Source organism: Amycolatopsis sp. N2S4-7 (genome assembly GCF_058119595.1).
Window position 1 is genome coordinate 4,362,248 of sequence record NZ_CP172299.1, and the last position, 21,438, is coordinate 4,383,685.

At 71.2% G+C, this 21,438-nt stretch carries 17 protein-coding genes; 7 read left to right on the forward strand and 10 right to left on the reverse strand.

Going from position 1 to position 21,438, the window contains the following annotated elements:
* Nucleotides 1-219: 219 nt before the first annotated feature.
* From ACH54P_RS20425 to ACH54P_RS20440, 4 genes are all read right to left on the reverse strand, one after another.
* Nucleotides 220-1,260: a 3-isopropylmalate dehydrogenase gene (locus ACH54P_RS20425; protein WP_489915028.1), complete on the reverse strand. Its 1,041-nt coding sequence runs from the start codon at nucleotides 1,258-1,260 to the stop codon at nucleotides 220-222.
* A gap of 228 nt (nucleotides 1,261-1,488) precedes the next feature.
* The gene (locus tag ACH54P_RS20430) at nucleotides 1,489-4,851 is read right to left on the reverse strand and encodes a S8 family serine peptidase (protein ID WP_489915030.1); all 3,363 of its coding nucleotides are present in this window, start codon (nucleotides 4,849-4,851) and stop codon (nucleotides 1,489-1,491) included.
* Between the two features lie 230 nt (nucleotides 4,852-5,081).
* Nucleotides 5,082-6,680: a phosphoglycerate dehydrogenase gene (gene serA / locus ACH54P_RS20435; RefSeq protein ID WP_489915032.1), complete on the reverse strand. Its 1,599-nt coding sequence runs from the start codon at nucleotides 6,678-6,680 to the stop codon at nucleotides 5,082-5,084.
* Nucleotides 6,681-6,805: 125 nt separating this feature from the next.
* A complete protein-coding gene (locus ACH54P_RS20440) occupies nucleotides 6,806-7,369 on the reverse strand; it encodes a TetR/AcrR family transcriptional regulator (RefSeq protein WP_489915034.1) in 564 nt (187 codons plus the stop codon).
* An 88-nt stretch (nucleotides 7,370-7,457) separates the two neighbouring features.
* On the opposite strand from ACH54P_RS20440, the gene ACH54P_RS20445 reads away from it, so the two are divergent.
* The 4 genes from ACH54P_RS20445 to ACH54P_RS20460 all read left to right on the forward strand — a co-directional run bounded on the left by ACH54P_RS20445 (nucleotide 7,458) and on the right by ACH54P_RS20460 (nucleotide 11,647).
* Nucleotides 7,458-8,357 carry a TIGR03620 family F420-dependent LLM class oxidoreductase gene (locus tag ACH54P_RS20445; RefSeq protein WP_489915036.1) on the forward strand — a complete coding sequence of 300 codons (900 nt, stop codon included), beginning with the start codon at nucleotides 7,458-7,460 and terminating at the stop codon, nucleotides 8,355-8,357.
* The gene (locus tag ACH54P_RS20450; protein ID WP_489915038.1) at nucleotides 8,354-9,178 is read left to right on the forward strand and encodes a TIGR03620 family F420-dependent LLM class oxidoreductase; all 825 of its coding nucleotides are present in this window, start codon (nucleotides 8,354-8,356) and stop codon (nucleotides 9,176-9,178) included. Before ACH54P_RS20445 ends, ACH54P_RS20450 begins: the two co-directional genes overlap by 4 nt.
* Before the next feature lie 203 nt (nucleotides 9,179-9,381).
* The gene (locus ACH54P_RS20455) at nucleotides 9,382-10,710 is read left to right on the forward strand and encodes an ankyrin repeat domain-containing protein (protein ID WP_489915039.1); all 1,329 of its coding nucleotides are present in this window, start codon (nucleotides 9,382-9,384) and stop codon (nucleotides 10,708-10,710) included.
* Between the two features lie 70 nt (nucleotides 10,711-10,780).
* The gene (locus tag ACH54P_RS20460) at nucleotides 10,781-11,647 is read left to right on the forward strand and encodes a nuclear transport factor 2 family protein (protein WP_489915041.1); all 867 of its coding nucleotides are present in this window, start codon (nucleotides 10,781-10,783) and stop codon (nucleotides 11,645-11,647) included.
* On the opposite strand, the gene ACH54P_RS20465 is transcribed toward ACH54P_RS20460, so the two are convergent.
* The 4 genes from ACH54P_RS20465 to ACH54P_RS20480 form a co-directional block, all read right to left on the reverse strand.
* Entirely contained in the window at nucleotides 11,644-11,898 is a 255-nt protein-coding gene (locus tag ACH54P_RS20465) for a DUF397 domain-containing protein (protein WP_489915043.1), read from the reverse strand. The genes ACH54P_RS20460 and ACH54P_RS20465 overlap by 4 nt on opposite strands.
* A gap of 88 nt (nucleotides 11,899-11,986) precedes the next feature.
* The gene (gene ilvC, locus ACH54P_RS20470) at nucleotides 11,987-13,000 is read right to left on the reverse strand and encodes a ketol-acid reductoisomerase (protein WP_013223583.1); all 1,014 of its coding nucleotides are present in this window, start codon (nucleotides 12,998-13,000) and stop codon (nucleotides 11,987-11,989) included.
* A 39-nt stretch (nucleotides 13,001-13,039) separates the two neighbouring features.
* Nucleotides 13,040-13,546, reverse strand: coding sequence for an acetolactate synthase small subunit (gene ilvN, locus ACH54P_RS20475; protein WP_003080760.1), 507 nt, complete (start codon nucleotides 13,544-13,546; stop codon nucleotides 13,040-13,042).
* Between the two features lies 1 nt (nucleotide 13,547).
* On the reverse strand, nucleotides 13,548-15,344 hold the full coding sequence (locus tag ACH54P_RS20480; protein ID WP_489915046.1) for an acetolactate synthase large subunit: 1,797 nt from the start codon (nucleotides 15,342-15,344) through the stop codon (nucleotides 13,548-13,550).
* A 424-nt stretch (nucleotides 15,345-15,768) separates the two neighbouring features.
* Here ACH54P_RS20480 and ACH54P_RS20485 point away from each other — a divergent pair, with 424 nt between their 5' ends.
* Nucleotides 15,769-16,218, forward strand: a complete 450-nt coding sequence (locus ACH54P_RS20485; protein ID WP_489915048.1) for a PH domain-containing protein — start codon at nucleotides 15,769-15,771, stop codon at nucleotides 16,216-16,218.
* Nucleotides 16,219-16,323: 105 nt separating this feature from the next.
* Nucleotides 16,324-18,168 (forward strand): dihydroxy-acid dehydratase, encoded by a 1,845-nt coding sequence (gene ilvD / locus ACH54P_RS20490; RefSeq protein WP_489915050.1) that lies wholly within the window; start codon nucleotides 16,324-16,326, stop codon nucleotides 18,166-18,168.
* Between the two features lie 247 nt (nucleotides 18,169-18,415).
* Here the strand turns inward: ilvD and ACH54P_RS20495 are convergent, their stop codons facing one another.
* Both ACH54P_RS20495 and ACH54P_RS20500 read right to left on the reverse strand, forming a co-directional pair.
* Nucleotides 18,416-18,991: a DoxX family membrane protein gene (locus ACH54P_RS20495; protein WP_489915052.1), complete on the reverse strand. Its 576-nt coding sequence runs from the start codon at nucleotides 18,989-18,991 to the stop codon at nucleotides 18,416-18,418.
* Nucleotides 18,992-19,017: 26 nt separating this feature from the next.
* Nucleotides 19,018-19,926: a 2-hydroxyacid dehydrogenase gene (locus tag ACH54P_RS20500; RefSeq protein WP_489915053.1), complete on the reverse strand. Its 909-nt coding sequence runs from the start codon at nucleotides 19,924-19,926 to the stop codon at nucleotides 19,018-19,020.
* Nucleotides 19,927-19,991: 65 nt separating this feature from the next.
* On the opposite strand from ACH54P_RS20500, the gene ACH54P_RS20505 reads away from it, so the two are divergent.
* Nucleotides 19,992-21,200 carry a PQQ-dependent sugar dehydrogenase gene (locus tag ACH54P_RS20505; RefSeq protein ID WP_489915055.1) on the forward strand — a complete coding sequence of 403 codons (1,209 nt, stop codon included), beginning with the start codon at nucleotides 19,992-19,994 and terminating at the stop codon, nucleotides 21,198-21,200.
* The last annotated feature ends 238 nt before the right edge of the window (nucleotides 21,201-21,438 follow it).

Genomic DNA, 21,438 nt, shown 5'->3' on the forward strand with positions numbered 1-21,438 from the left:
CGGCCTGCACGACAGCGCGCAGGCCCGGATCGGCGCCGCCGGAATGACGCTCGCGCAGGCGGACCTCAAGATGCGCACGGTGGGACAGCCGCAGCGAAGACACGGCGGCAACTCGACCACGGGCTGGCCAAGCTCGGTTGTCCGCAACACGCCCGCCGCTGCGGAAGGCACGAAAAAGCCCCGCGCCACCTCAGCGCGGGGCCCTCCCGAAGAAAAAACTCAGCCCGCCGTCCGAACATTCGACGAAACCAGAGCCGCCAGCCGGTCACCGATAGCCTGCGTGGCCCCCGGCGAAGACTGGTCCCGCGTAGCCAAGTCGAACGCCACCGAAGCCTCGATGCGCCGCGCCGACTCCTTCTGGCCCAGGTGGTCCAGCAGGAGCGCCACCGAAAGCACCGCCGCCGTCGGGTCGGCCAGGCCCTGGCCCGCGATGTCCGGGGCCGAACCGTGGACCGGCTCGAACATGCTCGGGTTGCGGCGGGTGATGTCCAGGTTGCCGCTCGCCGCCAGGCCGATTCCGCCCGTCACCGCCGCCGCGAGGTCGGTGATGATGTCGCCGAACAGGTTGTCCGTGACGATCACGTCGAACCGGGACGGGTCCGTCACCAGGTGGATGGTCGCCGCGTCCACGTGGGAGTACGCGACCGTCACCTCCGGGTGCTCCAGCGAGACCTCTTCGACGATCCGCGACCACAGCGAACCCGCGTATTCGAGCACGTTGGTCTTGTGCACGAGCGTCAGGTGCTTGCGCGGACGGGCCTCGGCGCGGTTGAACGCGTCCGCGACCACGCGGCGGACGCCGAACGCCGTGTTGACGCTGACCTCCGTCGCGATCTCGTGCTCGGTGTCCTTGCGCAGCAGGCCACCGGTACCCGCGTACGGGCCTTCGGTCCCTTCGCGCACGACAACCATGTCGACGTCACCCGCGTCGGCCAGCGGTCCCCGGACACCCGGGTACAGCCGCGCCGGACGCAGGTTGACGTGGTGGTCCATTTCGAACCGCAGGCGCAGCAGCAGGCCGCGCTCCAGGATTCCGCTCGGCACCGTCGGATCGCCGACCGCGCCCAGCAGGATCGCGTCGTGCTGACGGAGCTCGCCGAGCACCGACTCCGGGAGCAGCTCACCGGTCGAGTGCCATCGGGCGGCGCCGAGGTCGTAGTTCGTGATCTCCGCCGTCGGTACTACCTCGCCGAGCACCTTCAGCGCCTCGGAGACCACCTCGGGCCCGATCCCGTCACCTGGGATCACCGCGAGCCGCATCCACACACCTCCGTCGACCGGACCACCGGCCGCACCGATGGCCCACCGCAACAAAACGCCAGCAGCCGGAAGGTTACCGGCCGTAGACAAACGGCCGTAGCCGCACCACCCTTATGCCGCATCCTCCCGCAGGGTGAGACACCCAATCGGGTGAATGCCAGAAGGGCGCCCCCGGCGGAAACCCGCCGGAGACGCCCCTGGTCCTGCACGAATCGATCTTGCCCGGACTTACCGGCCGCCGGCCCCGATCGGCTGACGGTCGTTCCCCGGCCGGGCGCCCTGGGCCGCGTCCACCTTGACCACGTTCGCCCGGTTGCCCGCGGCGTTGTGGTGCTCGATGGCGAGCAGCCCGAGTGCCTTGTCGGCCGCGGCCGACGCCGCGTTCCGCGTCACGACCAGCGCCGTTCCCGGTTTCGCGACGTAGCCGAGCGCGGCGTCGCCGCCGCCCTGGACCGCGTAGCCCGGCGCGAGCGCGTCGAACGAAAGCGGCGTGCCGACGTAGTCGATCAGCCCGTTCGTCGTACCCGGCGCGACGTAGAAACCGCTCACCCCCACCGTGTAGGAGATGCGGTGGCTGTCGGCGTTCGCGTCGATGCCGAGCGCGGCCAGCGAGACCGGCAGCGTGACCACGTTCGTGTCGAACACGTTCGTGTCGACGTCGCCGAGCTGGCCGTTGACGGCCTGGACGTCGACCTGCGGGAAGCCCGGGGTCAGCGCGACCGTGACGGCCAGCAGGACGTCGGTGGACGTCGCCTTGGTCACGTAGGTCTCGAAGTCCGGCGTCCCGTCCCCGGTGGTGTCGATGTCGACGAACGGCGAGGTGTTGCTGCCGATGTTCGCCCAGTCGCCCCAGGTGGACAGACCGAACGCGAGGATCGCGTTCTCCGGCTCGCCCTGCGCCTTCGCCAGCGGAGCGGTGGACGCCGCGCCGATGTAGCGGAGGTCGCCGCCCTTGGCCGTCTTGTTCACCGTGCAGTCGGTGACGACGTCCGCGTCGCACTCGGGCAGCTGCGGGGACTCCGCCTGCAGCTCGAGCACGCTGATCAGCGAGCGGTACCGCTGCGCGCCGGCGCCCTGGTCGACGCCCTTGCCGGTCAGGTTGAGCACGGCCTGGGTGGCGTCCGGGGCGAACTTCACCGACGGCGGGGTCGAAATCGTCGACACCGGCTTCGGCGCGGCGTAGACCGAGACCCGCAGCGGCACCTTGGCCCCGCTCACCGGGGTGAACGCGACGCGCCCGGATGCGTCGGCGACGAACTGCCGAGCCAGGCCGGCCTGGGTGGCCTGCATGGTCGGGTCCATGACCTTGCGCAGCGCCTTCGGGTCGGTGATCTTCAGCGTCACCTTCACCTTGGCGGTGCCGCGCGGGGTCAGCTTCACCGTCGGCTTGTCCACTGTGTACTCGACGCCCGGCAGCGCGTTGACCGCCTGGTAGGCCACGGTGTACTCGGCCGGCGTGACGCCCTTGTTGACCAGCTTGATCGTCTTCGACAGGGTCACCGGCCCGGAAGCCTCGACCGTGCCGAAGCTGACGCTCACCGTGCCCGGGTCGTCGACGACGTAGGCGAGCACCTGGTTGTCCAGCGCCGCCTTGGCGTCGATCCGGCCGCTGCCGACCCGCTGCGGCGCGTAGGTGTGGCCCGCGCCGTCGGTGACGTCGTGGCCCGCGGTGTCGATGACCGAGGCCTTGACCTCCTCGACCGACCAGTCCGGGTGGGACTGGCGGACCAGCGCCGTGATGCCCGCGGTGTGCGGGGCGGCCATCGAGGTGCCCGAGAGCACGGTCCGGCCGTTGCCGCTGCCGCGGAACGCCGAGGTGATCGTGTCACCGGGGGCGGCGACGTCCGGCTTGACGGCCGGGCCGCGGGTGCCGCGCGAGGTGAACGAGCTCGGGGTGTCCACGATCGTCTTGTCGTAGGTCTGGATCGAGGCGCGCCCGGCGCCGTAGAGCCGGACCTGCAGCGTGCCCGCGGTCAGCGCCGCGCGCAGCGTCTTGGTGGCGGAGCCGGTGAACTGGAACATCGGGATCGCCGCGTTGCCCGCGATGCCCGCGCTGAAGTGCTCCAAAGTGGACGAAAGCAGCGCGCCCTTCGCCCCGGCGGCCTGCGCGTTGTTGGCGCGCGCGGCCGAACCGCAGGCGCGGGTCGAGTCGTTGTCGTCCCACTCCAGGAAGACGAACTTGCCGGCGGCCTTCGCCTTGTCCTCGGCCGAGTAGGGCGCACAGCCCGCGGCGTTCGCCGGAGACAGCGCGACAACCGGGGCGGTCAGGTCGAGGTTGTCGTAGCCGGTGTAGTTCTGGCTGTACTGCCCGGTCTTCTGCCCCGCGGCGGTCGCCGGCGCCTTGACCTCGGCGGCGTCGCGCAGGATGCCCGCGTCGCGCGTGCTGGCGACGGTGAGCGCCTCGGGGGTGTTGCCCGGGGAGCCGGCGACGTCGTTGATGTCACCGCCGTTGCCCGCGGAGATCACCGGGAGCACGTTGTTCGCGGCGAGCTTGCGCACGAACAGCGAGTCCGGGTCGTCCGGCGCGCCGAAGTCGGAGCCGAGCGAGAGGTTGACGATGTCGAGGTGGTCGGTGAAGTCGCCGTCGCCGTCCGGGTCGAGTGCCCAGTCGAGGGCCTGCGAGGTGACGTTCGTCGAGCCCGCGCAGCCGAACACCTTGATGGCGTAGAGCAGCGACTTCGGCGCCGTGCCCGGGCCGATCTGCATCTCGTCGACCTTCTTGGCCGTGAGCTTCTTGTAGTCGCCCTTGAAGGTCTTGCCGTCGGCGGTGACGCCGAAGCCGCCGATGGTGCCGGCCACGTGCGTCCCGTGCTCACCGCAGGCGAGGGGGTTCGGGTCGGGCTTCGGGGTGGTCTTGCCGGCCGTCGCGGCGTCGTAGTCGTCGCCGACGAGGTCGGTGCCGCCGACCACCTTGGCGCTCGGGAACAGCGGGGTCGGCTTGGTCCGGTCGACGCCGTTGTAGGCGGCCTGCGTGCCGGGGCCGCCGAAGTCGGCGTGGGTGTAGTCGATGCCGTCGTCGATGACGCCGACGCGGACGCCGTCGCCGAACTTGCCGGTCTGCTGCCAGGCGGCGAGGGTGTTGGTCAGCTGCTCGGCGCTGGCGTTGGTGCGGGTCTTCGGGACGACCGTGCGCACCGCGACGACGTCCGCCCGCTTCGCGACTTCACGCAGCTTCGCGGCGTCGGCCGTGACGACCACGCCGGGAACGGCGTTGGCGGTCTGGGTGACGACCTGCGGCTTCGCGTCGGCCGCGCGCAGCTGGCCGAGGACCGAGTTCACCGCGGCCGAGGTGTCGTCCTTCGCGGCCCTGGCGGCGCGCTTGGCAGCCTCCTTGCCCTGGGGCTGCGCCGAGGTGAACGCGTCGACGGCGGGCTTCTTGGCCAGCTCGACGAACGCGGTGACACGGCCCTGCGCGGCGCCCAGCCGCGGCGAGAGCTTGCCCTGCAGCTTCGCGTCGTCGATCTTCGCCGGCGTGACCCCGTCGGCGAGCGGAGCGTCCGCCGCACTCGCGGCCGGCGCGCCCAGCGCGGCGGCCAGCACCACGGCGAAGGCCGCCGTCGTGGCGCGAGCGGGTAAGCGGGATCTGCTCATGAGTCGGCCCCTTACTCGAGGTCTGGACCCGAACCTGCCTGCCGCTCCTGGCACCCCCGACGGTGAAGCGCGGCACAGCGCCGTGCCCTCGACGGCGCGTGGTTCGACCTCGCGGGGAGAACCTAATGCCCCAAAACACCTACTTCCGTAGGCAAAGAAGTCCGTTATGTGAATGTAATTGCGCACGAAGGCCCCCTGCCGGGTGACAGGGGGCCCTCGAAAGTGTTACGTCAGTTGAAGTCGACGGCACGGATCGTGTGCGCGCCGACCGAAGCACCGATCGGGTCGAGCAGGTGCGAGTCGATGTGGCGGTCGACGCGCAGCAGCATCACCGCGTCGGAGCCGTCGGTGGTCTGGCTGATCTGCGCGGCCTCGATGTTGATGCCGGCTTCGCCGAGCAGCGTGCCGACGCGGCCCATCACGCCCGGGCGGTCGCCGTACTCGACCAGCAGGACGGTGCCTTCGGCACGCAGGTCGAAGCCGCGGCCGTTGACCTCGACCAGCTTCTCGACCTCGTCCAGGCCGGTGACCGAACCGGACACGGTCAGCACCGCGCCGTCGGAGTGCACCGCGCGCACCGTGACCAGGCTGCGGAACTTCGGGCTCTCCGACTCGGTCTCCAGCTCGACCTGCACGCCCAGCTTCTCCGCCAGCTGCGGCGCGTTGACGAAGGTGACCTGGTCTTCGACCACGCCGGTGAACACCCCGCGCAGCGCGGCCAGCTGCAGCACGCCGGTGTCCTCGTTGGAGATCTCGCCCTTGACCTGCACGGTCACCGACGTCGGCGCCTTCGGGTTCAAGGCGGTGAGCAGCGTGCCGAGCTTCTGGGTCAGCGACAGGTACGGGCGGACGTGCTCGCCGACCGCGCCGCCGCCGGAGACGTTCACCGCGTCCGGCACGAAGTCGCCGCGCAGGGCCAGCAGCACCGACTTCGCGACGTCGGTGCCCGCGCGGTCCTGCGCCTCGGCCGTCGACGCGCCCAGGTGCGGCGTCACGACGACGTTGTCCAGCTCGAACAGCGGGCTGGACGTGGTCGGCTCGGTGACGAACACGTCGATGCCGGCGCCGCCGACGTGGCCCGAGCGCAGCGCGTCGGCCAGGTCCTCCTCGACGATCAGCCCGCCGCGGGCGGCGTTCACGATGATGACGCCCGGCTTGGTCTTCTTCAGCGCCTCGGCGTCGATGAGGCCCTTGGTCTCCGGCGTCTTCGGCAGGTGGATGGAGATGGCGTCGGCGCGCGAGAGGAGTTCGTCGAGGGTGACGAGCTCGATGCCGAGCTGCGCGGCGCGCGCGGCCGAGACGTAGGGGTCGTACGCGATGAGCTTGGTGTCGAAGGCGGCGAGGCGCTGGGCGAACAGCTGCCCGATCTTGCCGAGGCCGACCACGCCGATGGTCTTGCCCTGGAGCTCGACGCCGGAGAACGAGCTGCGCTTCCACTCGCCGCCGCGGAGGCTCTGGCTGGCGGCCGGGACGCGGCGCGCGACCGACAGCAGCAGGGCGACGGCGTGCTCGGCGGCGGAGACGATGTTCGACGTCGGCGCGTTGACGACCAGGACGCCGCGCTCGGTGGCGGCGGGCACCTCGACGTTGTCCAGCCCGACGCCGGCGCGGGCGACGACCTTGAGCTGGGTCGTGGCGCCGAGGACTTCGGCGTCCACCTGGGTGGCGGACCGGACCAGGAGCGCGTCGGCGCTCTTCACCGCCTCGAGCAGCGCGGACCGGTCCGTACCGTCGACGTGCCGGACCTCCACCTCGTCACCGAAGACGCTCAGCACGGAGGGGGCGAGCTTCTCCGCGATGAGAACGACGGGTTTGTTGGGCTTGCTCACGATGCGGCTCCCACTATCTGGTCATTTCCAGGACGCTCTGTGTCGACAGACGGTCTCAGCACGTCGTTGTGCCCCGGTCGAGCCGGAGTTTAACCCGCTGGGCCGCCCCCTGGCTTCCCACGGTGTTAACTCGCCCGTAATCCCTCGAAAACAAGAGCCAGGAGGCGCTGCATGCCTCCCGGGGCGGGCAGGTGCCCACCCGCCCAGGATGCCGCGTGCAGCAACAAAAGCAGCTCGTGCGTCGTGACGTCCTGGCGCAGTTCGCCTTCGCGCTTCGCACGTTCCACCAGATGGGAACCGGCCTCGCGCATCTCGTGGCACGACGCGTACAACCGGGACGATTCGTCGTCGAGCGCGTCGGCCGTGAGTTCGACGAGGCCGCGGAAGGTGCCGGTGGCGTCGCCGAGCCCGGCCAGCCACGTCTGCAGCGCGTTCAGCGGCTCCGGGTGGGTGAGCAGTTCGCGCGCCCGCTCGGCCTGGGCGTCGAACCGGGCCCGCAGGAGCGTCTCGAGCAGCGCGTCCCGCGTCGGGAAGTGCCGGTAGAGCGTGCCGATGCCGACCCCGGCGCGGCGCGCGACGTCTTCCAGCGACGCCTCGACGCCGTGTTCGGCGAAGGCGCGTTGCGCCTCTTCGAGGAGGCGCTCGTAGTTGCGGCGGGCGTCCGCGCGCATCGGCTTGACTTCGGTCATCGCCCTTCCGAGCCTACCGGGTAGCCAATCGGAGGCTGCCTCCGTACAGTAACCGGAGGCAGCCTCACATTACTGGAGGGACTCGAGGATGACCTTGATCGAAGACACCCGCGCGCGGCTCGGCGCGGTCGGCGCCTGGCTGCCGAGCGTCCCCATGGCTCCGCCGCCGGACGTCGAGCGCGCGGCCACCCGGCGGCTCGCCGAGCTCGGCTACCGCTCGATCTGGAGCGGCGAAGCCTCCGGCACGCGCGAGCTGTTCGCCCAGTTCGGCGACCTGCTCGCCTCGGTGCCGGACGTCGTGCTGGGCGCCGGCATCGCCAACGTCTGGGCACGGCCCGGGCGGACCGCCGAGAAGGGCGGCATCACCCTCGCCCGGGCCCATCCCGGCCGCTTCGTGCTCGGCATCGGCATCGGGCACGCGTTCCAGGCGGCGAAGCACGGCGAGGAGTACCGGCCGATCGACCGGATGCGCGCCTATCTGTCCGAAATGGACGCCGTTGCGGCGGAAAACCCGGTGCCGGTGGCGTTCCCGCGCGTCCTGGCCGCGGTCGGGCCGAGGATGCTGGCCCTGTCCCGCGACCACGCCGACGGCGCGCACCCGTTCGCCCAGCCGGTTTCGCACACGCCGTACGCCCGCGAAATCCTCGGGCCGGACAAGCTGCTGATCCCCCAGCAGACGGTGGTGCTCGGCACCCGCGAGGACGCCAGGGCCGACGTCCGGCGGCGCGTGGCCCTTTCGCGCGAACACCACGTGAAGGGCTACATCGCGGGCTGGAAACGGCTCGGCTACACCGAAGCCGACATCACCGGGCCGAGCGACGCGTTCGTCGACAACCTCGTGCTGTGGGGCGACGCGGGAACCATCGCGAAACGGCTGGCCGAGCTGCTCGACGCGGGCGCGGACCACGTGCTGCTGACCCCGTCGGCGGCCACTTTCGAATCCACAGTGGACCTACTGGCCGAGCTGGCCCCGGAGGTGACCCGATGAGCGTCGGGATTTGGCGGTTCTTCGACGGCGCCCCGATCGGCGTGGTGCGCGAAACGGCCGCCGAGGTGGAGGAATTCGGCTTCGACGCGCTCTGGTTCGGCGAGTACGCCGGGCGGGACGCGTTCACGCAGGCGGCGCTGATCCTGGCGGCGACCTCCCGCATCACCGTGGCCACCGGGATCGCGCGGTTCGACCGCCGCGCGCCGATCACGGCGGAAGCGGCGACGCGGGCGCTCGGCGAGGCGTACCCGGGCCGGTTCACCGTCGGCCTCGGCGGGCACTTTCCCGGCGCGCGGCCCCTGGCAGCGATCCGCGAGTACCTGGACGGGATGGACGCCGCCGCCCTGCCGGGCCTGCCACCGCCGTCACCCCGGCCGCGGCGGCTGCTCGCGGCGCTCGGTCCCCGGGTCCTGGACCTGGCCGCCGACCGGGCCGACGGCGCCCACCCGTACTTCGTCCCGCCGGAACACACCGCGGTGGCCCGGGAACGGCTCGGTGCCGGCAAGTACCTGGCGGTCGAGCAGGCGGTGATCCTGGACGCTTCGCCTTCGGACGCGCGGGACGCGGCGCGGGAGCACGTGGACCTGTACGTCCGGCAGGCCCCGCACCACCAGGCCAACCTCCGCCGGCTCGGCTTCACCGACGCCGACCTGGCCGACGGCGGCAGCGACCGCCTGGTCGACGCCCTGGTCGCGACCGGCGAGCAGGCGGCGGCCGACCGGATCCGGGCCCACCTCGACGCGGGCGCCGACCACGTCTGCGTCCAGGTCCTGGCCCGCACGGAGAAGTCCTACCGCCGCCTGGCGGACCTCCTCCCGTGATCAGCGCGGCATCACCCGTGTCCTGACGGGAATCACGGGTGATGCCCCTTCGATCACGTCGGCGTAGGGTGACGGGGCGCGGTGAGGGCCGCGCCCCGTCCGCGGAAAGGGCCGAGCCCACCCCCGCAGCACCGCACCACCAGCTCCGCACCTTCTTCCTGCCCGGTGCCGGCGGACCACGGGCGACGAGGGAAGGAGGCACCATGGGCACGTTGCCCGCGAAACCCAGCCTGGACCAGCTGCGCAAGCGCGCGAAGGACCTCGCGCGCGCCGAAGCCGTGAAGCTGTCGGAAGCACAGTTCCGGATCGCCCGGGACCACGGCTTCCCGAGCTGGCCGAAGCTGCAGGCGTACGTCCGGCGCGTCACCGAACACGGCGAAAGCCTGCAGCACCCGTACCACCAGGACGTCCACTACTACGCCGAGCGCGCGCTCGGCCTCCTCGCCTCCGCCGAAGACGAGACGCCCGGCGCGCGGGAGCCGTTCGACCGGTGGGGTCAGCCGCTCACCCGGGACGGCGCCCGGGTGGTCGTCGCCCGGGAGCACGGTTTCGGTTCCTGGAAAGCACTCCGCGAGCACGTCAAGTCGCTTGTGGACAGTGGTGAACCGTTCGCCCGCGCGTACCGGGCGATCGAGGCGCGGGACGTCGACGGGCTCGGCGAGCTGCTCGCCGAGTTCCCCGGCCTCGTCACCGCCCGCGGCACCAACGGCAACGACCTGCTCGGTATGGCCGGCGCCACCTGCGACGAACGGCTGACCCGCGTGCTGCTCGACCACGGCGCGGACCCGGGCCGCGGCAACGTCCACGGCTGGACGCCGTTGCACCAGGCCGCCTACCGCAACCTCCCGCTCCTGCTCGACCAGCTGCTCGACGCCGGCGCGCCGGTCGACGTCTCCGCTCGCGGTGACGGCGGCACTCCCCTGGTCGTCGCCCTGTTCTGGGGTCACCACGAAGCCGCGGAGAAGCTCGCGGACCACAGCCGGGCGCCCGGCAACCTGCGCGTCGCGGCCGGGCTGGGCGACACCGACCTCCTCGAGGAACTGCTGACGCCGGGCCACCCGGCCGCCGGAGCTCACCGCGGCTTCTACCGCCCGCACAGCGGCTTCCCGCGGTGGCAGCCGGCGGACGACCCCGCCGAAGTCAAGAACGAAGCCCTGGCCTGGGCCGCGCGCAACGACCGTGCCGGCGCCTTGCGCACCCTCGTCGCGCGCGGCGCCCGGCCGGACGCCGACGTCTACCGCGGGACGGCCTTGGCCTGGGCGGCGGCGACCGGGCGGGTCACCGCGATCCGGACGCTCCTCGACCTCGGCGCCGACGTGAACCACGCCGGCACGTTCGGCGGCCCGAACCACGGCGAAGGCGTCACGGCCCTGCACCTCGCGGCGCAGTCCGGGCACCTGGACGCGATCGACGTCCTCGTCGAGAACGGCGCCGACCTCGAAGCCCGGGACGCGATCTTCCACAGCACCCCGGAGAAGTGGGCGGAGGTGTGCGGGCAGCCGGCCGCGCGGGACCTGCTGCGCACCCGGTAGACAACCGGAGTCTGTAGTCCGTATCGTCTCAGGCGGACTACAGACTCCGTTTTGCCTTCTGGGAGGACCCATGACCACACCCCGCGACGTGTTCGCCGCCCTGTCCGACGGCATCAGCGAAGGACGGTTCGGTGAGCTTTCCGCGCTCTACGCCGAGGACACCGTCGTCGAACACCCCCAGGCCGTGCCGCGCCCGACCCGCCTCACCGGCCGCGCGGCGGTCCACGAGCGCTTCGCCGGCGCCCTCGCGGGAGCGCTGCGCCTCAAGCGCAAGAACGTCGTCGTCCACGAGACGACCGACCCCGAGGTGATCGTCGCGGAATACGACTACGACGCCGAGTCGGTCGAGACCGGCCGGACGACCACGACGGCCAACATCCAGGTGCTGCGCGTCCGCGACGGCCTGATCGTCCATTCCCGCGACTACCACGACTACCTGCGGCTCGCGGCGATCCGCGACGGGGTCGGCCAGCTCGTCAAGGCCTACGAACAGGCGCCGCCGCGCGAGCTTTCCCCGGTCACCCCGGAAAGCGCCGGAACCGTGTTCGAACGGCTCGTGCACGGCGTCGCGGGCGGACGCTGGGACGAGCTGCCGGAGCTGTACGCCGGGGAAACGCACGTCACGCACCCGTTCCTGCCGGGCTCCGACGTGGTGCGCACCCGCGGCGAGCTGCGGGCCCACTTCGCGGCGGGCAAGGCGCTGAACCCGGGGTTCGCCGTCGCGGACCTGGTCACCTACCAGGGCACCGACCCGGAGGTGCTGATCGGTGAGTTCGCCTACCAGGGCAGCTACGACGGCCGTCCGGTGCGGATCGCCAACATCTTCTCGATGCGCGTGCGCGACGGCCTGATCGTCGAATCCCGCGACTACGGCGACCACCTCGGCATCGCCGGTGACCTCGGGCGGATCCCCGAGCTGGCCGCGAAGCTTTCCTAGGCTTCGGGCAGGTCGAACTCGCCGTCCTGGACGCCCTTGAGGAACGCGTCCCATTCCGAAGGCGTGAAGACCAGGACCACGCCCTCGGGATCCGTCGACTTCCGCATCGCGACGTAGGTGACGCCATCGGTGTGCGGCACGAAGGCGTACTCGACAACCTCGTCGAGGGTGACGCCCGCAGGTTCACCCCGGATCCACTCGGCCCGCGAAAGGTCCAGGTGGTGCCGGATGTGCGCCTTGTCATCGGTCATGCGGCCAGCGTAACGAGACGCCGAAGGGGACGCCCGGCACGGGCGTCCCCTTCGGCGTCTTGCGGGAACCGTGTTGCCGAAAAGAAGGTCAGGCGGTCTCGGTGATCGGCCGGTCCACCCACGACATCAGGTCGCGCAGCTTCTTGCCGGTCGCCTCGATCGGGTGCTGGTTGCCCTGCTCCTCGAGCTTGGTGAAGTTCGGCCGGCCTGCCTCGTCCTCGGCGACCCATTCGCGGGCGAACGTGCCGTCCTGGATCTCGCCGAGGATCTTCTTCATCTCCTCCTTGACCGCCGGCGAGATGACGCGCGGGCCGCGGGTCAGGTCGCCGTACTCGGCGGTGTCGGAGATCGAGTAGCGCTGGCGCGCGATGCCGCCCTCGTACATCAGGTCGACGATCAGCTTCAGCTCGTGCAGCACCTCGAAGTAGGCGATCTCCGGGGCGTAGCCGGCCTCGGTGAGCACCTCGAACCCGGTCTGCACCAGCGCGGACGCGCCACCGCAGAGCACGGCCTGCTCGCCGAAGAGGTCGGTCTCGGTCTCCTCGGTGAACGTCGTCTTGATGACGCCGGCGCGGGCGCCACCGATGGCGGCCGCGTAGGAGAGGGCGAGCGCCTGGGCGTTGCCGGAGGCGTCCTGCTCGACGGCGATGAGCGCCGGGACGCCCTTGCCGTCGACGAACTGGCGGCGGACCAGGTGGCCCGGGCCCTTCGGGGCGACCATCGCGACGTCGACGTTGGCCGGCGGCTTGATGAGGTCGTAGCGGATGTTGAAGCCGTGCCCGAAGAAGATCGCGTCGCCGTCCTTGAGGTTCGGCGCGATGTCCTGCTCGTAGATGAAGCGCTGCTTCGTGTCCGGCGCCAGGATCATGATCAGGTCGGCCTCGGCCGACGCCTCGGCCGGGGTGAGCACGCGCAGGCCCTGCTCCTCGGCCTTCGCCCGCGACTTGGACCCCTCGGGCAGGCCGATGCGGACGTCGACGCCGGAGTCGCGCAGGCTCAGCGAGTGGGCGTGGCCCTGGCTGCCGTAGCCGATGACAGCGACCTTGCGCCCCTGGATGATCGAGAGGTCGGCGTCGTCGTCGTAGAAGATTTCCACTGCCATGGGGGTTACTGCTTCCTTTCCTGACTTACAAAGACTTCTTTATCGCGGTGAAGTGGCCGTGATCGAACGGGCGCCACGGCCCACCGCGACCATGCCGGACTGCACGAGCTCGCGGATGCCATACGGCTCCAGCATCCGCAGCAGGGCACCGATCTTGTCCGACGTCCCGGTCGCCTCGACGGTGAGCGCCTCCGGGGACACGTCCACCACCTTCGCACGGAAGAGCTGGACGGTTTCGAGGACCTGGCTGCGCACGGTGTTGTCGGCGCGGACCTTGACCAGCAGTAGTTCGCGCTGCACGGCGGTCGACTGCTCCAGCTCGACGATCTTGATCACGTTGACCAGCTTGTTGAGCTGTTTGGTCACCTGTTCGAGCGGTAGCTCTTCCACGGCGACCACGATCGTCATCCGGGACACCTCGGGGTTCTCCGTGGGCCCGACGGCGAGGGACTCGATGTTGAACCCGCGGCGGGAGAACAGGCCCGAGACGCGCGCGAGCACACCGGGCTTGTTCTCGACCAGGACACTCAGCGTGTGGACGCTCATCTCAGCGCTCACCCTCCCCAGCGGCTTCCGCGGCGGCCTCGGTCGTCTCGACCGAAACCTCGTCGTCGTCGAACAGCGGCCGGATGCCCCGGACCGCCATGATCTCGTCGTTGCCGGTGCCGGCCGCGACCATCGGCCACACCTGGGCATCCTTCCCCACGACGAAGTCGATCACGACGGGGCGGTCGTTGATCTCCATCGCGCGGCGGATGGTGGCGTCGACGTCTTCGCGGGTCTCGCACCGCAGCCCGGCGCAGCCCAGCGCCTCGGCCAGCAGCACGAAGTCCGGGATGCGGTGCTTGTGCGTGCCGAGGTCGGTGTTGGAGTACCGCTCGGAGTAGAACAGGTTCTGCCACTGCCGGACCATGCCGAGGTTGCCGTTGTTGATCACGGCGACCTTGATCGGCGCGCCCTCGATGGCGCAGGTGGCCAGCTCCTGGTTGGTCATCTGGAAGCAGCCGTCGCCGTCGATCGCCCAGACCTGCTTGTCCGGGACGCCGAACTGCGCGCCCATCGCGGCGGGCACCGCGTACCCCATGGTGCCGAGGCCGCCGGAGTTGATCCAGGTGCGCGGGTTCTCGTACTTGACGAACTGCGCGGCCCACATCTGGTGCTGGCCGACACCGGCGGCGTACACCGCGTCGGGGCCGACGATCTCGCCGATCCGCTCGATGACGTACTGCGGCGACAGCGAACCGTCGTCGGGCCACTCGTAGCCGGCCGGGTAGGTCTTGCGCCAGTCGTCGGCCTGGGTCCACCAGTCGGTCAGGTCGGGCTTGCCGCCGTGCTCGAACTCCGTCTGCACGGCGGTGATCAGCTCGCCGATGATCTCCTTGCAGTCGCCCACGATCGGGACGTCGGCCTTGCGGTTCTTGGAGATCTCGGCCGGGTCGATGTCGGCGTGCACGACCGCGGCGTCCGGCGCGAACGACTCCAGCTGGCCGGTGACGCGGTCGTCGAACCGGGCGCCGAGGGCGATCAGCAGGTCGGCGCGCTGCATCGCGGCGACGGCGGCGACCGAGCCGTGCATGCCCGGCATGCCGAGGTGCTGCGGGTGCGAGTCGGGGAACGCGCCGCGCGCCATCAGCGTGGTGACGACGGGGATGTTCGTCAGCTCGGCGAGCTGCTTGAGCTGCGCGTGCGCCTCCGCCTTGATCACGCCACCGCCGACGTAGAGCACCGGGCGACGCGACTTCGCGATCAGCTTCGCGGCTTCGCGGACCTGCTTGCCGTGCGGGCGCAGCGTGGGGCGGTAGCCCGGCAGCCGCAGCTCGGTCGGCCAGGAGAACGAGGTCATCTCCTGCAGCACGTCCTTGGGGATGTCCACCAGGACCGGGCCGGGTCGGCCCGTGGACGCCAGGTGGAACGCCTCGGCGATGGTCCGCGGGATGTCCGCCGGGTCCGTGACGAGGAAGTTGTGCTTGGTGATCGGCATGGTGATGCCGCAGATGTCGGCTTCCTGGAACGCGTCAGTGCCGATCAGCGCCCGGGACTGCTGGCCGGTGATGGCCACGACCGGGACGGAGTCCATGTTCGCGTCGGCGAGCGGGGTGACCAGGTTGGTCGCGCCCGGACCGGAGGTGGCCATGCAGACGCCGACCTTGCCGGTGGCCTGCGCGTAGCCGGTGGCCGCGTGGCCCGCGCCCTGTTCGTGGCGGACCAGGACGTGGCGGACCTTCGTCGAGTCGAGCAGCGGGTCGTAGGCGGGCAGGATGGTGCCGCCGGGGATCCCGAAGACCACCTCGGCGCCGACCGCCTCGAGCGAACGCACGAGCGACTGGGCGCCGGTGACGCGCACCGGGGTTCCCGCCGGTGGCGCCGGCTTCGGACGTGCGCCGGGCGCGCCGGGTGTGGGACCCGGCTTCGTCGGATTTGTGGCACTGGTCATCGGGTCTGCCTCGTGGGTCTCGGTGTCACTCGTTCGGGTCGGTTTTGTGCGGTGGGGCCGGGAATCTCTTCCCTTGGGCAACAAAAAACCCTCGCCGACCGTAAGGTCGCACGAGGGTCGCGCGTCGACGCAGCGGAAAGTCTTCCCTAAGCGTCGACGCGCTTGGGAAGTACGAGGCCGGTCAGCGGTGTCACGGCGATGACGCTAGACCGAACGCCGGGCGGGTGTCAACTCTGCGGGACGGCGATTCCGCATGCTGGACACGCACGCGGCGCACGTCACCCCTGCCCGACCCGGGTCCGGGCCGGTCCGCGCGGCGGTGCACCATTTCCGGGTGGCCGAAAAAGAGCAGGACGAGGGCCGGAAAGCCGTCTTCCGCATCCCCCGCACGTCGTTCATGGCGATCGCCCTCCTGACGATCTGCGTGACGCCGATCGCCCTCGGCGAGATCCCGTACCTGCAGTGGCTCTACCTCTTCCCGATCGCGCTGGCGGTGTTCGTGATCCGCACCCGCACCGTCGCGACCCGCGAAGGCCTGGCGGTCCGGACGGTGTTCGGCCACCGGGACGTCCCGTGGTCGGCGTTGAAGGGGCTGGCGATCACCAAGAAGTCGCGGGTGCAGGCGGTGCTCAAGGACGACACGAAGGTGCCGCTGCCGACGGTCCGCACGCGGCACCTGCCGGTGCTGTCGCTGGTCAGCGAAGGTCTGGTGGCGGACCCGAGCGGCCTGCTGGACCCCGAGGACATCAAGCCCGGCAAGCCGGAGACCTCGGCCAGCGAGTAGCCCCACGGCACACGGGCCCGGCCCGGAGGGCTAAATTGGTAGGACCAGTTTCGCCGGAGCGTTCCGAACCTCCGCCTGGCCCACCATCCGACCTGGGAGTTCGCCGTGCCGCCTCTCCGTTCCCGGACCACCACCCACGGCCGCAACGCGGCGGGCGCGCGCTCGCTCTGGCGCGCCACCGGCATGACCGACAGCGACTTCGGCAAGCCGATCGTGGCGATCGCCAACTCCTACACCCAGTTCGTGCCCGGCCACGTGCACCTGAAGGACCTCGGCGAGATCGTCGCCGGCGCGGTCAAGGAAGCCGGCGGCGTCGCGCGCGAGTTCCACACCATCGCCGTCGACGACGGCATCGCGATGGGCCACTCGGGCATGCTCTACTCGCTGCCCTCGCGCGAGATCATCGCCGACTCGGTGGAGTACATGGTCAACGCGCACCAGGCCGACGCGTTGGTGTGCATCTCCAACTGCGACAAGATCACCCCCGGCATGCTCAACGCCGCGATGCGGCTGAACATCCCGGTCGTGTTCGTCTCCGGCGGCCCGATGGAGGCCGGCAAGGCCGTCGTCGTGGGCGGCGTCGCGCAGGCCCCGACCGACCTGATCACCGCGATCGCGGCGTCGGCGAGCAGCGAGGTCGACGACGACGGGCTGGACGTCGTCGAGCGGTCCGCCTGCCCGACGTGTGGTTCGTGCTCCGGCATGTTCACCGCGAACTCGATGAACTGCCTCACCGAGGCGCTGGGTCTTTCGCTGCCGGGCAACGGCTCGACGCTGGCGACGCACGCCGCGCGCCGCGCGCTGTTCGAAGAGGCCGGGCGCACGGTCGTCGAGCTGTGCCGCCGCTGGTACGAAGAGGACGACGCCTCGGTGCTGCCGCGCTCGATCGCGTCCAAGGCGGCGTTCGAGAACGCGATGGCGCTCGACATGGCGATGGGCGGCTCGACGAACACGGTGCTGCACATCCTCGCCGCCGCCCAGGAGGGCGAGGTCGACTTCACGATCTCCGACATCGACGCGATCGGCCGGCGCGTGCCGTGCCTGTCGAAGGTGGCGCCGAACTCCGACTACCACATGGAGGACGTCCACCGGGCCGGCGGCATCCCGGCGATCCTCGGTGAGCTGTACCGCGGCGGGCTGCTGAACACCGACGTGTGGTCCGTGCACTCCCGCGACCTCGACTCTTGGCTTTCCGCCTGGGACATCCGGGCTTCGTCGCCCTCAGCTGTTGCGCTCGAGCTGTTCCACGCGGCGCCGGGCGGGGTCCGCACGACGGAAGCGTTCTCGACGTCGAACCGCTGGTCGTCACTGGACACGGACGCGGCGGGCGGCTGCATCCGCGACGTCGAGCACGCGTACACGAAGGACGGCGGCCTGGCGATCCTGCGCGGCAACCTCGCCGAGAACGGCGCGGTGATCAAGGCCGCGGGCATCGACGAGGACCTGTGGCACTTCGAGGGCCCGGCGCGGGTGCTGGAGAGCCAGGAGGAGGCGGTGTCGGCGATCCTCAAGAAGGAGATCCAGCCGGGCGAGGTGCTGGTCATCCGCTACGAGGGTCCGGCGGGCGGCCCGGGCATGCAGGAGATGCTGCACCCGACGGCGTTCCTCAAGGGGTCGGGCCTGGGCAAGAAGTGCGCCCTGATCACCGACGGCCGCTTCTCCGGCGGCTCGTCCGGCATTTCCGTGGGCCACATCTCCCCGGAGGCGGCGGCGGGCGGCCTGATCGGCCTGGTGGAGAACGGCGACCGGATCCTCCTGGACATCCACGAGCGACGCCTCGAGCTGCTGGTGGACGAGTCGGTGCTGGCCGAGCGCCGCGCGAAGATGGAGGCCTCCGAGCGCCCGTGGCAGCCGAAGGACCGCCAGCGCCCCGTGACGGCGGCTTTGCGCGCGTACGCCCGGATGGCCACGTCGGCCGATACGGGCGCGGTTCGGGACGTGAACAAGTAGGTCTCTGGACAGCTTCGTGAAGGCCACCGTGGGGAGTCCCCCGCGGTGGCCTTTACGGTTTTCGAGCCGGACGCCCAACCCCCGCGCGCGTGAGGGGGACCCCCGGTTTCAACGTTACCGGCGGGCACTGACAATTCCGGGCCGCGCAGCCGGGTTGTCCACAGGCTGCGTGCTCGTGACCGAGTTGTCCCCAGAGGCGTTGTTGCCCCAGGGTCGTTCTGCGCCGCCGAGTCGTGCCCAGCCGCGGCTACCGCGTCAGAACGATGACCACCACGGCCGCCGCCGCGGCGAGCAGCAGCGAAACCAGTCCCAGCGGCAACGGCCGCTTCCGCCACGGCGTGTTCCGCTCCAGCGAAATCGGCCCGGATCCGGTGAACAGCAGGCTCAGCGCCGCCGCCCCGAGCAGCAGCTCGAACTCGAACCCCTGCCCCTGGCCCTCGAAGAACCCGCCGTGGAACTTCGCGTACACCGCGTTCGCGGCGACGCCGAGCAGGCCCGCCGCGGCCAGCGGCGTGAACAGCCCGACCACCACCAGCACCCCGCCGCCGAGTTCGGTGATGCCGGTGATCCACGACAGCAGCGTCGTCTGCTTGTGGTAGCCGAACGTCTCCAGCACCCGCGCGAACCCGCCGATGCCCGGCCCGCCGAAGAGGCCGAACAGGTGCTGCAGGCCGTGCGCCCCCATGGTCACGCCGAGCGCGAGCCGCAGGACCAGCAGGCCGAGACCCAGACCGCCCTGGCGCGGGGCGTCGTCGGCCCCGTCGTCCTCGACACCCGAGAGGAGGCTGGTGGGCTGCTGCGAAAACTCGTCTCCACTGCTCACGCGCGAAGAGTAGCGAATCTCACGGTTCAGTACTCCCCGTGCACGAGGTTGTCCGGCAGCTCTCCCCCGGCGTACCGGGCGATTTCCGCCGCCGCGACGGCGTACGAACGGCCCCGCACCCCGCGCACGGCCCCGCCGACGTGCGGGGTCAGCACCAGGCCCGGCACCGTCCACAGCGGGTGCCCGGCGGGCGGCGGCTCGGGGTCGGTGACGTCGAGGGCGGCGCGCAGCCGGCCCGTGGCCAGTTCGGCGACCAGGGCGTCGGTGACGACGACGGGGCCGCGGGCGGCGTTGACCAGCACCGCGCCGTCGCGCATTTCGGCGAGGAACTCCGCGTTGACCATCCCGCGGGTGCGCGAGGTCAGCGGCACCATCAGCACCACGACGTCGTGCAGGCCGAGCAGCGCGGGCAGCTCGCGCACGCCGTGGATGCCCTCCCGCGCGGTCATCCCGACCATCGTGCACCGCGCCTCGAACGGCTCGAGCCGTCGCCGCAGGTGCCGCCCGAGGTCGCCGGCGCCGATGATGAGCACGCGCTTGCCCTGCAGCGTTTCGGCGGTCTGCCGCTCCCACCGGCCGTCGCGCCGGGCGGCGGCGAAGGCGTCCAGCTTCCGGTAGAGCGACAGCAGCACGGCGACGACCCACTCGGCGGTGCTCCCGCCGTGCGCGCCGCGGCAGGTGGAAAGCAGGACGCCGTCGGGCACCTTGCCGACCCAGTCCTCGGCGCCGGCGGACAGCAGCTGGATCAGCCTCAGGCTCGGCAGCGTGCGCCACAGCTGCTCGCCCGGCGGGTGCTTGCCGGGGATGAGCACCTCGGCCTTCGCGGCCTCCGGCGGCACCGGCTCGCCCCACTGGTAGCGCACGGGCAGGACCCGCGGGACCTCGGCGAGCACGGACATGCCCTCGTCGTCGGGCACCAGCACGGTCAGCGTCATGATCCCCAACGTAATCGAGGAGTACTCACCCATGGTTCACGCGGCGGGTCCTAGGCTGGGCGATCATGCGAACCCGGTACCGGTCGGCCCTGCTGGCGATCCTGGCCTGCGGCGTCCTGCTGCCCGCCGGGTGCGCGCGGTTCGACGACACCGCGGCGGGCCAGACGTTCAGCCCCGCACCCGTCCCCAGCCCCGAGTCGCCGCCCGAGGTCCAGGGCCCCGGCGCGGACTCCGGCGGCGACGGCAAGCAGGCGCGGCCCGGCCAGTCGGCGACGCCGGTGCCGCCGCCCCAGGGCTGCAAGGACTTCGACCCCTCGGTGATCGCGACCTGCCTGGACACCGTCGCCGCGGTGGCCGGCCTGCCCGGTGACGGCTCCACGCCGAGCGCCCTGGCGGGCGAGCGCAAGAGCGGCCGCGTGCTGCTCGCGACGGCGGGCAAGGACGCGACGGACTTCGCGAAGCTCGACGTCCAGGCGGCCGGCGACGGCGGCCTGACCGGGCTCGCGCTCTCGCCGTCCTACGTCGAGGACCAGCTCGTGTTCGCCTACGTCACGACGGCGACGGACAACCGCGTCGTGCGCTTCGCGAAGGGCCAGGCGCCGAAGCCGGTGCTCACCGGCATCCCGAAGGGCGCGACCGGCAACCGCGGCACGATCGGCGCCGACAACCGTGGCGCGCTGCTCGTCGCGACCGGCGACGCGGGCAACCCGAACGCCGCGGCCGACGCCGGTTCGCTGGCGGGCAAGGTCCTGCGGATCGACACGTCGGGCAAGGCCGCGGCGGGCAACCCGAACGGCGCGCTCGTGGTGGCGGCCGGCCTGCACGCCCCCGGCGGGTTGTGCGCCTCCGCCGACGGCGGCCGCGTCTGGGTCACCGACCGGCTCGCCGACAAGGACGCCCTCTACCGCGTGCAGGCCGGGCAGCCGCTGACGACGCCGGCGTGGACGTGGCCGGAAAAGCCGGGCGTCGCGGGCTGTGCGGACTTCGTCGACGCCAACGGCTCGGTGTCGGTCGGGACGTCGCTGGCCGGGAACCTGCAGAACCTGCCGGTGACGGCCGAGGGCGCGGTCAGCGGCAAGCCGACGGTGAGCCTCGACGGCAAGACCGGCAAGCCGCCGGCGACGTTCGGGCGGCTCGCCGGGATGAGCATGATCAACCCGCAGCTCGCGGTGGCCGGCACGGTCAACAAGGACGGCGGCACCCCGGTCTCGAGCGACGATCGCGTCGTGCTGATCACGCCGGCGACGTCCGGCGGCGGCAACGGCAAGGACTGACCCGGCCGGACCAAGCCGGCGCGTTCTTTTGCCGCGAATGTGACCCCGATCACCCCCTTTTGCCTCCTGCTTCGGTGATCTTCGCGCTGTTAAGGTCGCTGTCGGGCGGAAACTCACAGGTGTTCCGCTGAGGGGGATTTCCGGATGTTCGCGCTTCGTGCCCGGCTTTGTGCTGCCCGATCGACGTATCGCGATTCTTCGCCGCTCGCCTGAGCTTTCTTCCGGCCGTTTCCCTCCA

What these genes read in the sequence shown, in the direction of transcription:
- ACH54P_RS20425 (WP_489915028.1), bottom strand. Translation starts at nt 1,260, where the DNA reads ATGCGGCTCGCGGTGATCCCAGGTGACGGGATCGGGCCCGAGGTGGTC.
- ACH54P_RS20430 (WP_489915030.1), bottom strand. Translation starts at nt 4,851, where the DNA reads ATGAGCAGATCCCGCTTACCCGCTCGCGCCACGACGGCGGCCTTCGCC.
- ACH54P_RS20440 (WP_489915034.1), bottom strand. Translation starts at nt 7,369, where the DNA reads ATGACCGAAGTCAAGCCGATGCGCGCGGACGCCCGCCGCAACTACGAG.
- ACH54P_RS20445 (WP_489915036.1), top strand. Translation starts at nt 7,458, where the DNA reads ATGACCTTGATCGAAGACACCCGCGCGCGGCTCGGCGCGGTCGGCGCC.
- ACH54P_RS20450 (WP_489915038.1), top strand. Translation starts at nt 8,354, where the DNA reads ATGAGCGTCGGGATTTGGCGGTTCTTCGACGGCGCCCCGATCGGCGTG.
- ACH54P_RS20455 (WP_489915039.1), top strand. Translation starts at nt 9,382, where the DNA reads ATGGGCACGTTGCCCGCGAAACCCAGCCTGGACCAGCTGCGCAAGCGC.
- ACH54P_RS20460 (WP_489915041.1), top strand. Translation starts at nt 10,781, where the DNA reads ATGACCACACCCCGCGACGTGTTCGCCGCCCTGTCCGACGGCATCAGC.
- ACH54P_RS20465 (WP_489915043.1), bottom strand. Translation starts at nt 11,898, where the DNA reads ATGACCGATGACAAGGCGCACATCCGGCACCACCTGGACCTTTCGCGG.
- ilvC (WP_013223583.1), bottom strand. Translation starts at nt 13,000, where the DNA reads ATGGCAGTGGAAATCTTCTACGACGACGACGCCGACCTCTCGATCATC.
- ilvN (WP_003080760.1), bottom strand. Translation starts at nt 13,546, where the DNA reads ATGAGCGTCCACACGCTGAGTGTCCTGGTCGAGAACAAGCCCGGTGTG.
- ACH54P_RS20500 (WP_489915053.1), bottom strand. Translation starts at nt 19,926, where the DNA reads ATGACGCTGACCGTGCTGGTGCCCGACGACGAGGGCATGTCCGTGCTC.
- ACH54P_RS20505 (WP_489915055.1), top strand. Translation starts at nt 19,992, where the DNA reads ATGCGAACCCGGTACCGGTCGGCCCTGCTGGCGATCCTGGCCTGCGGC.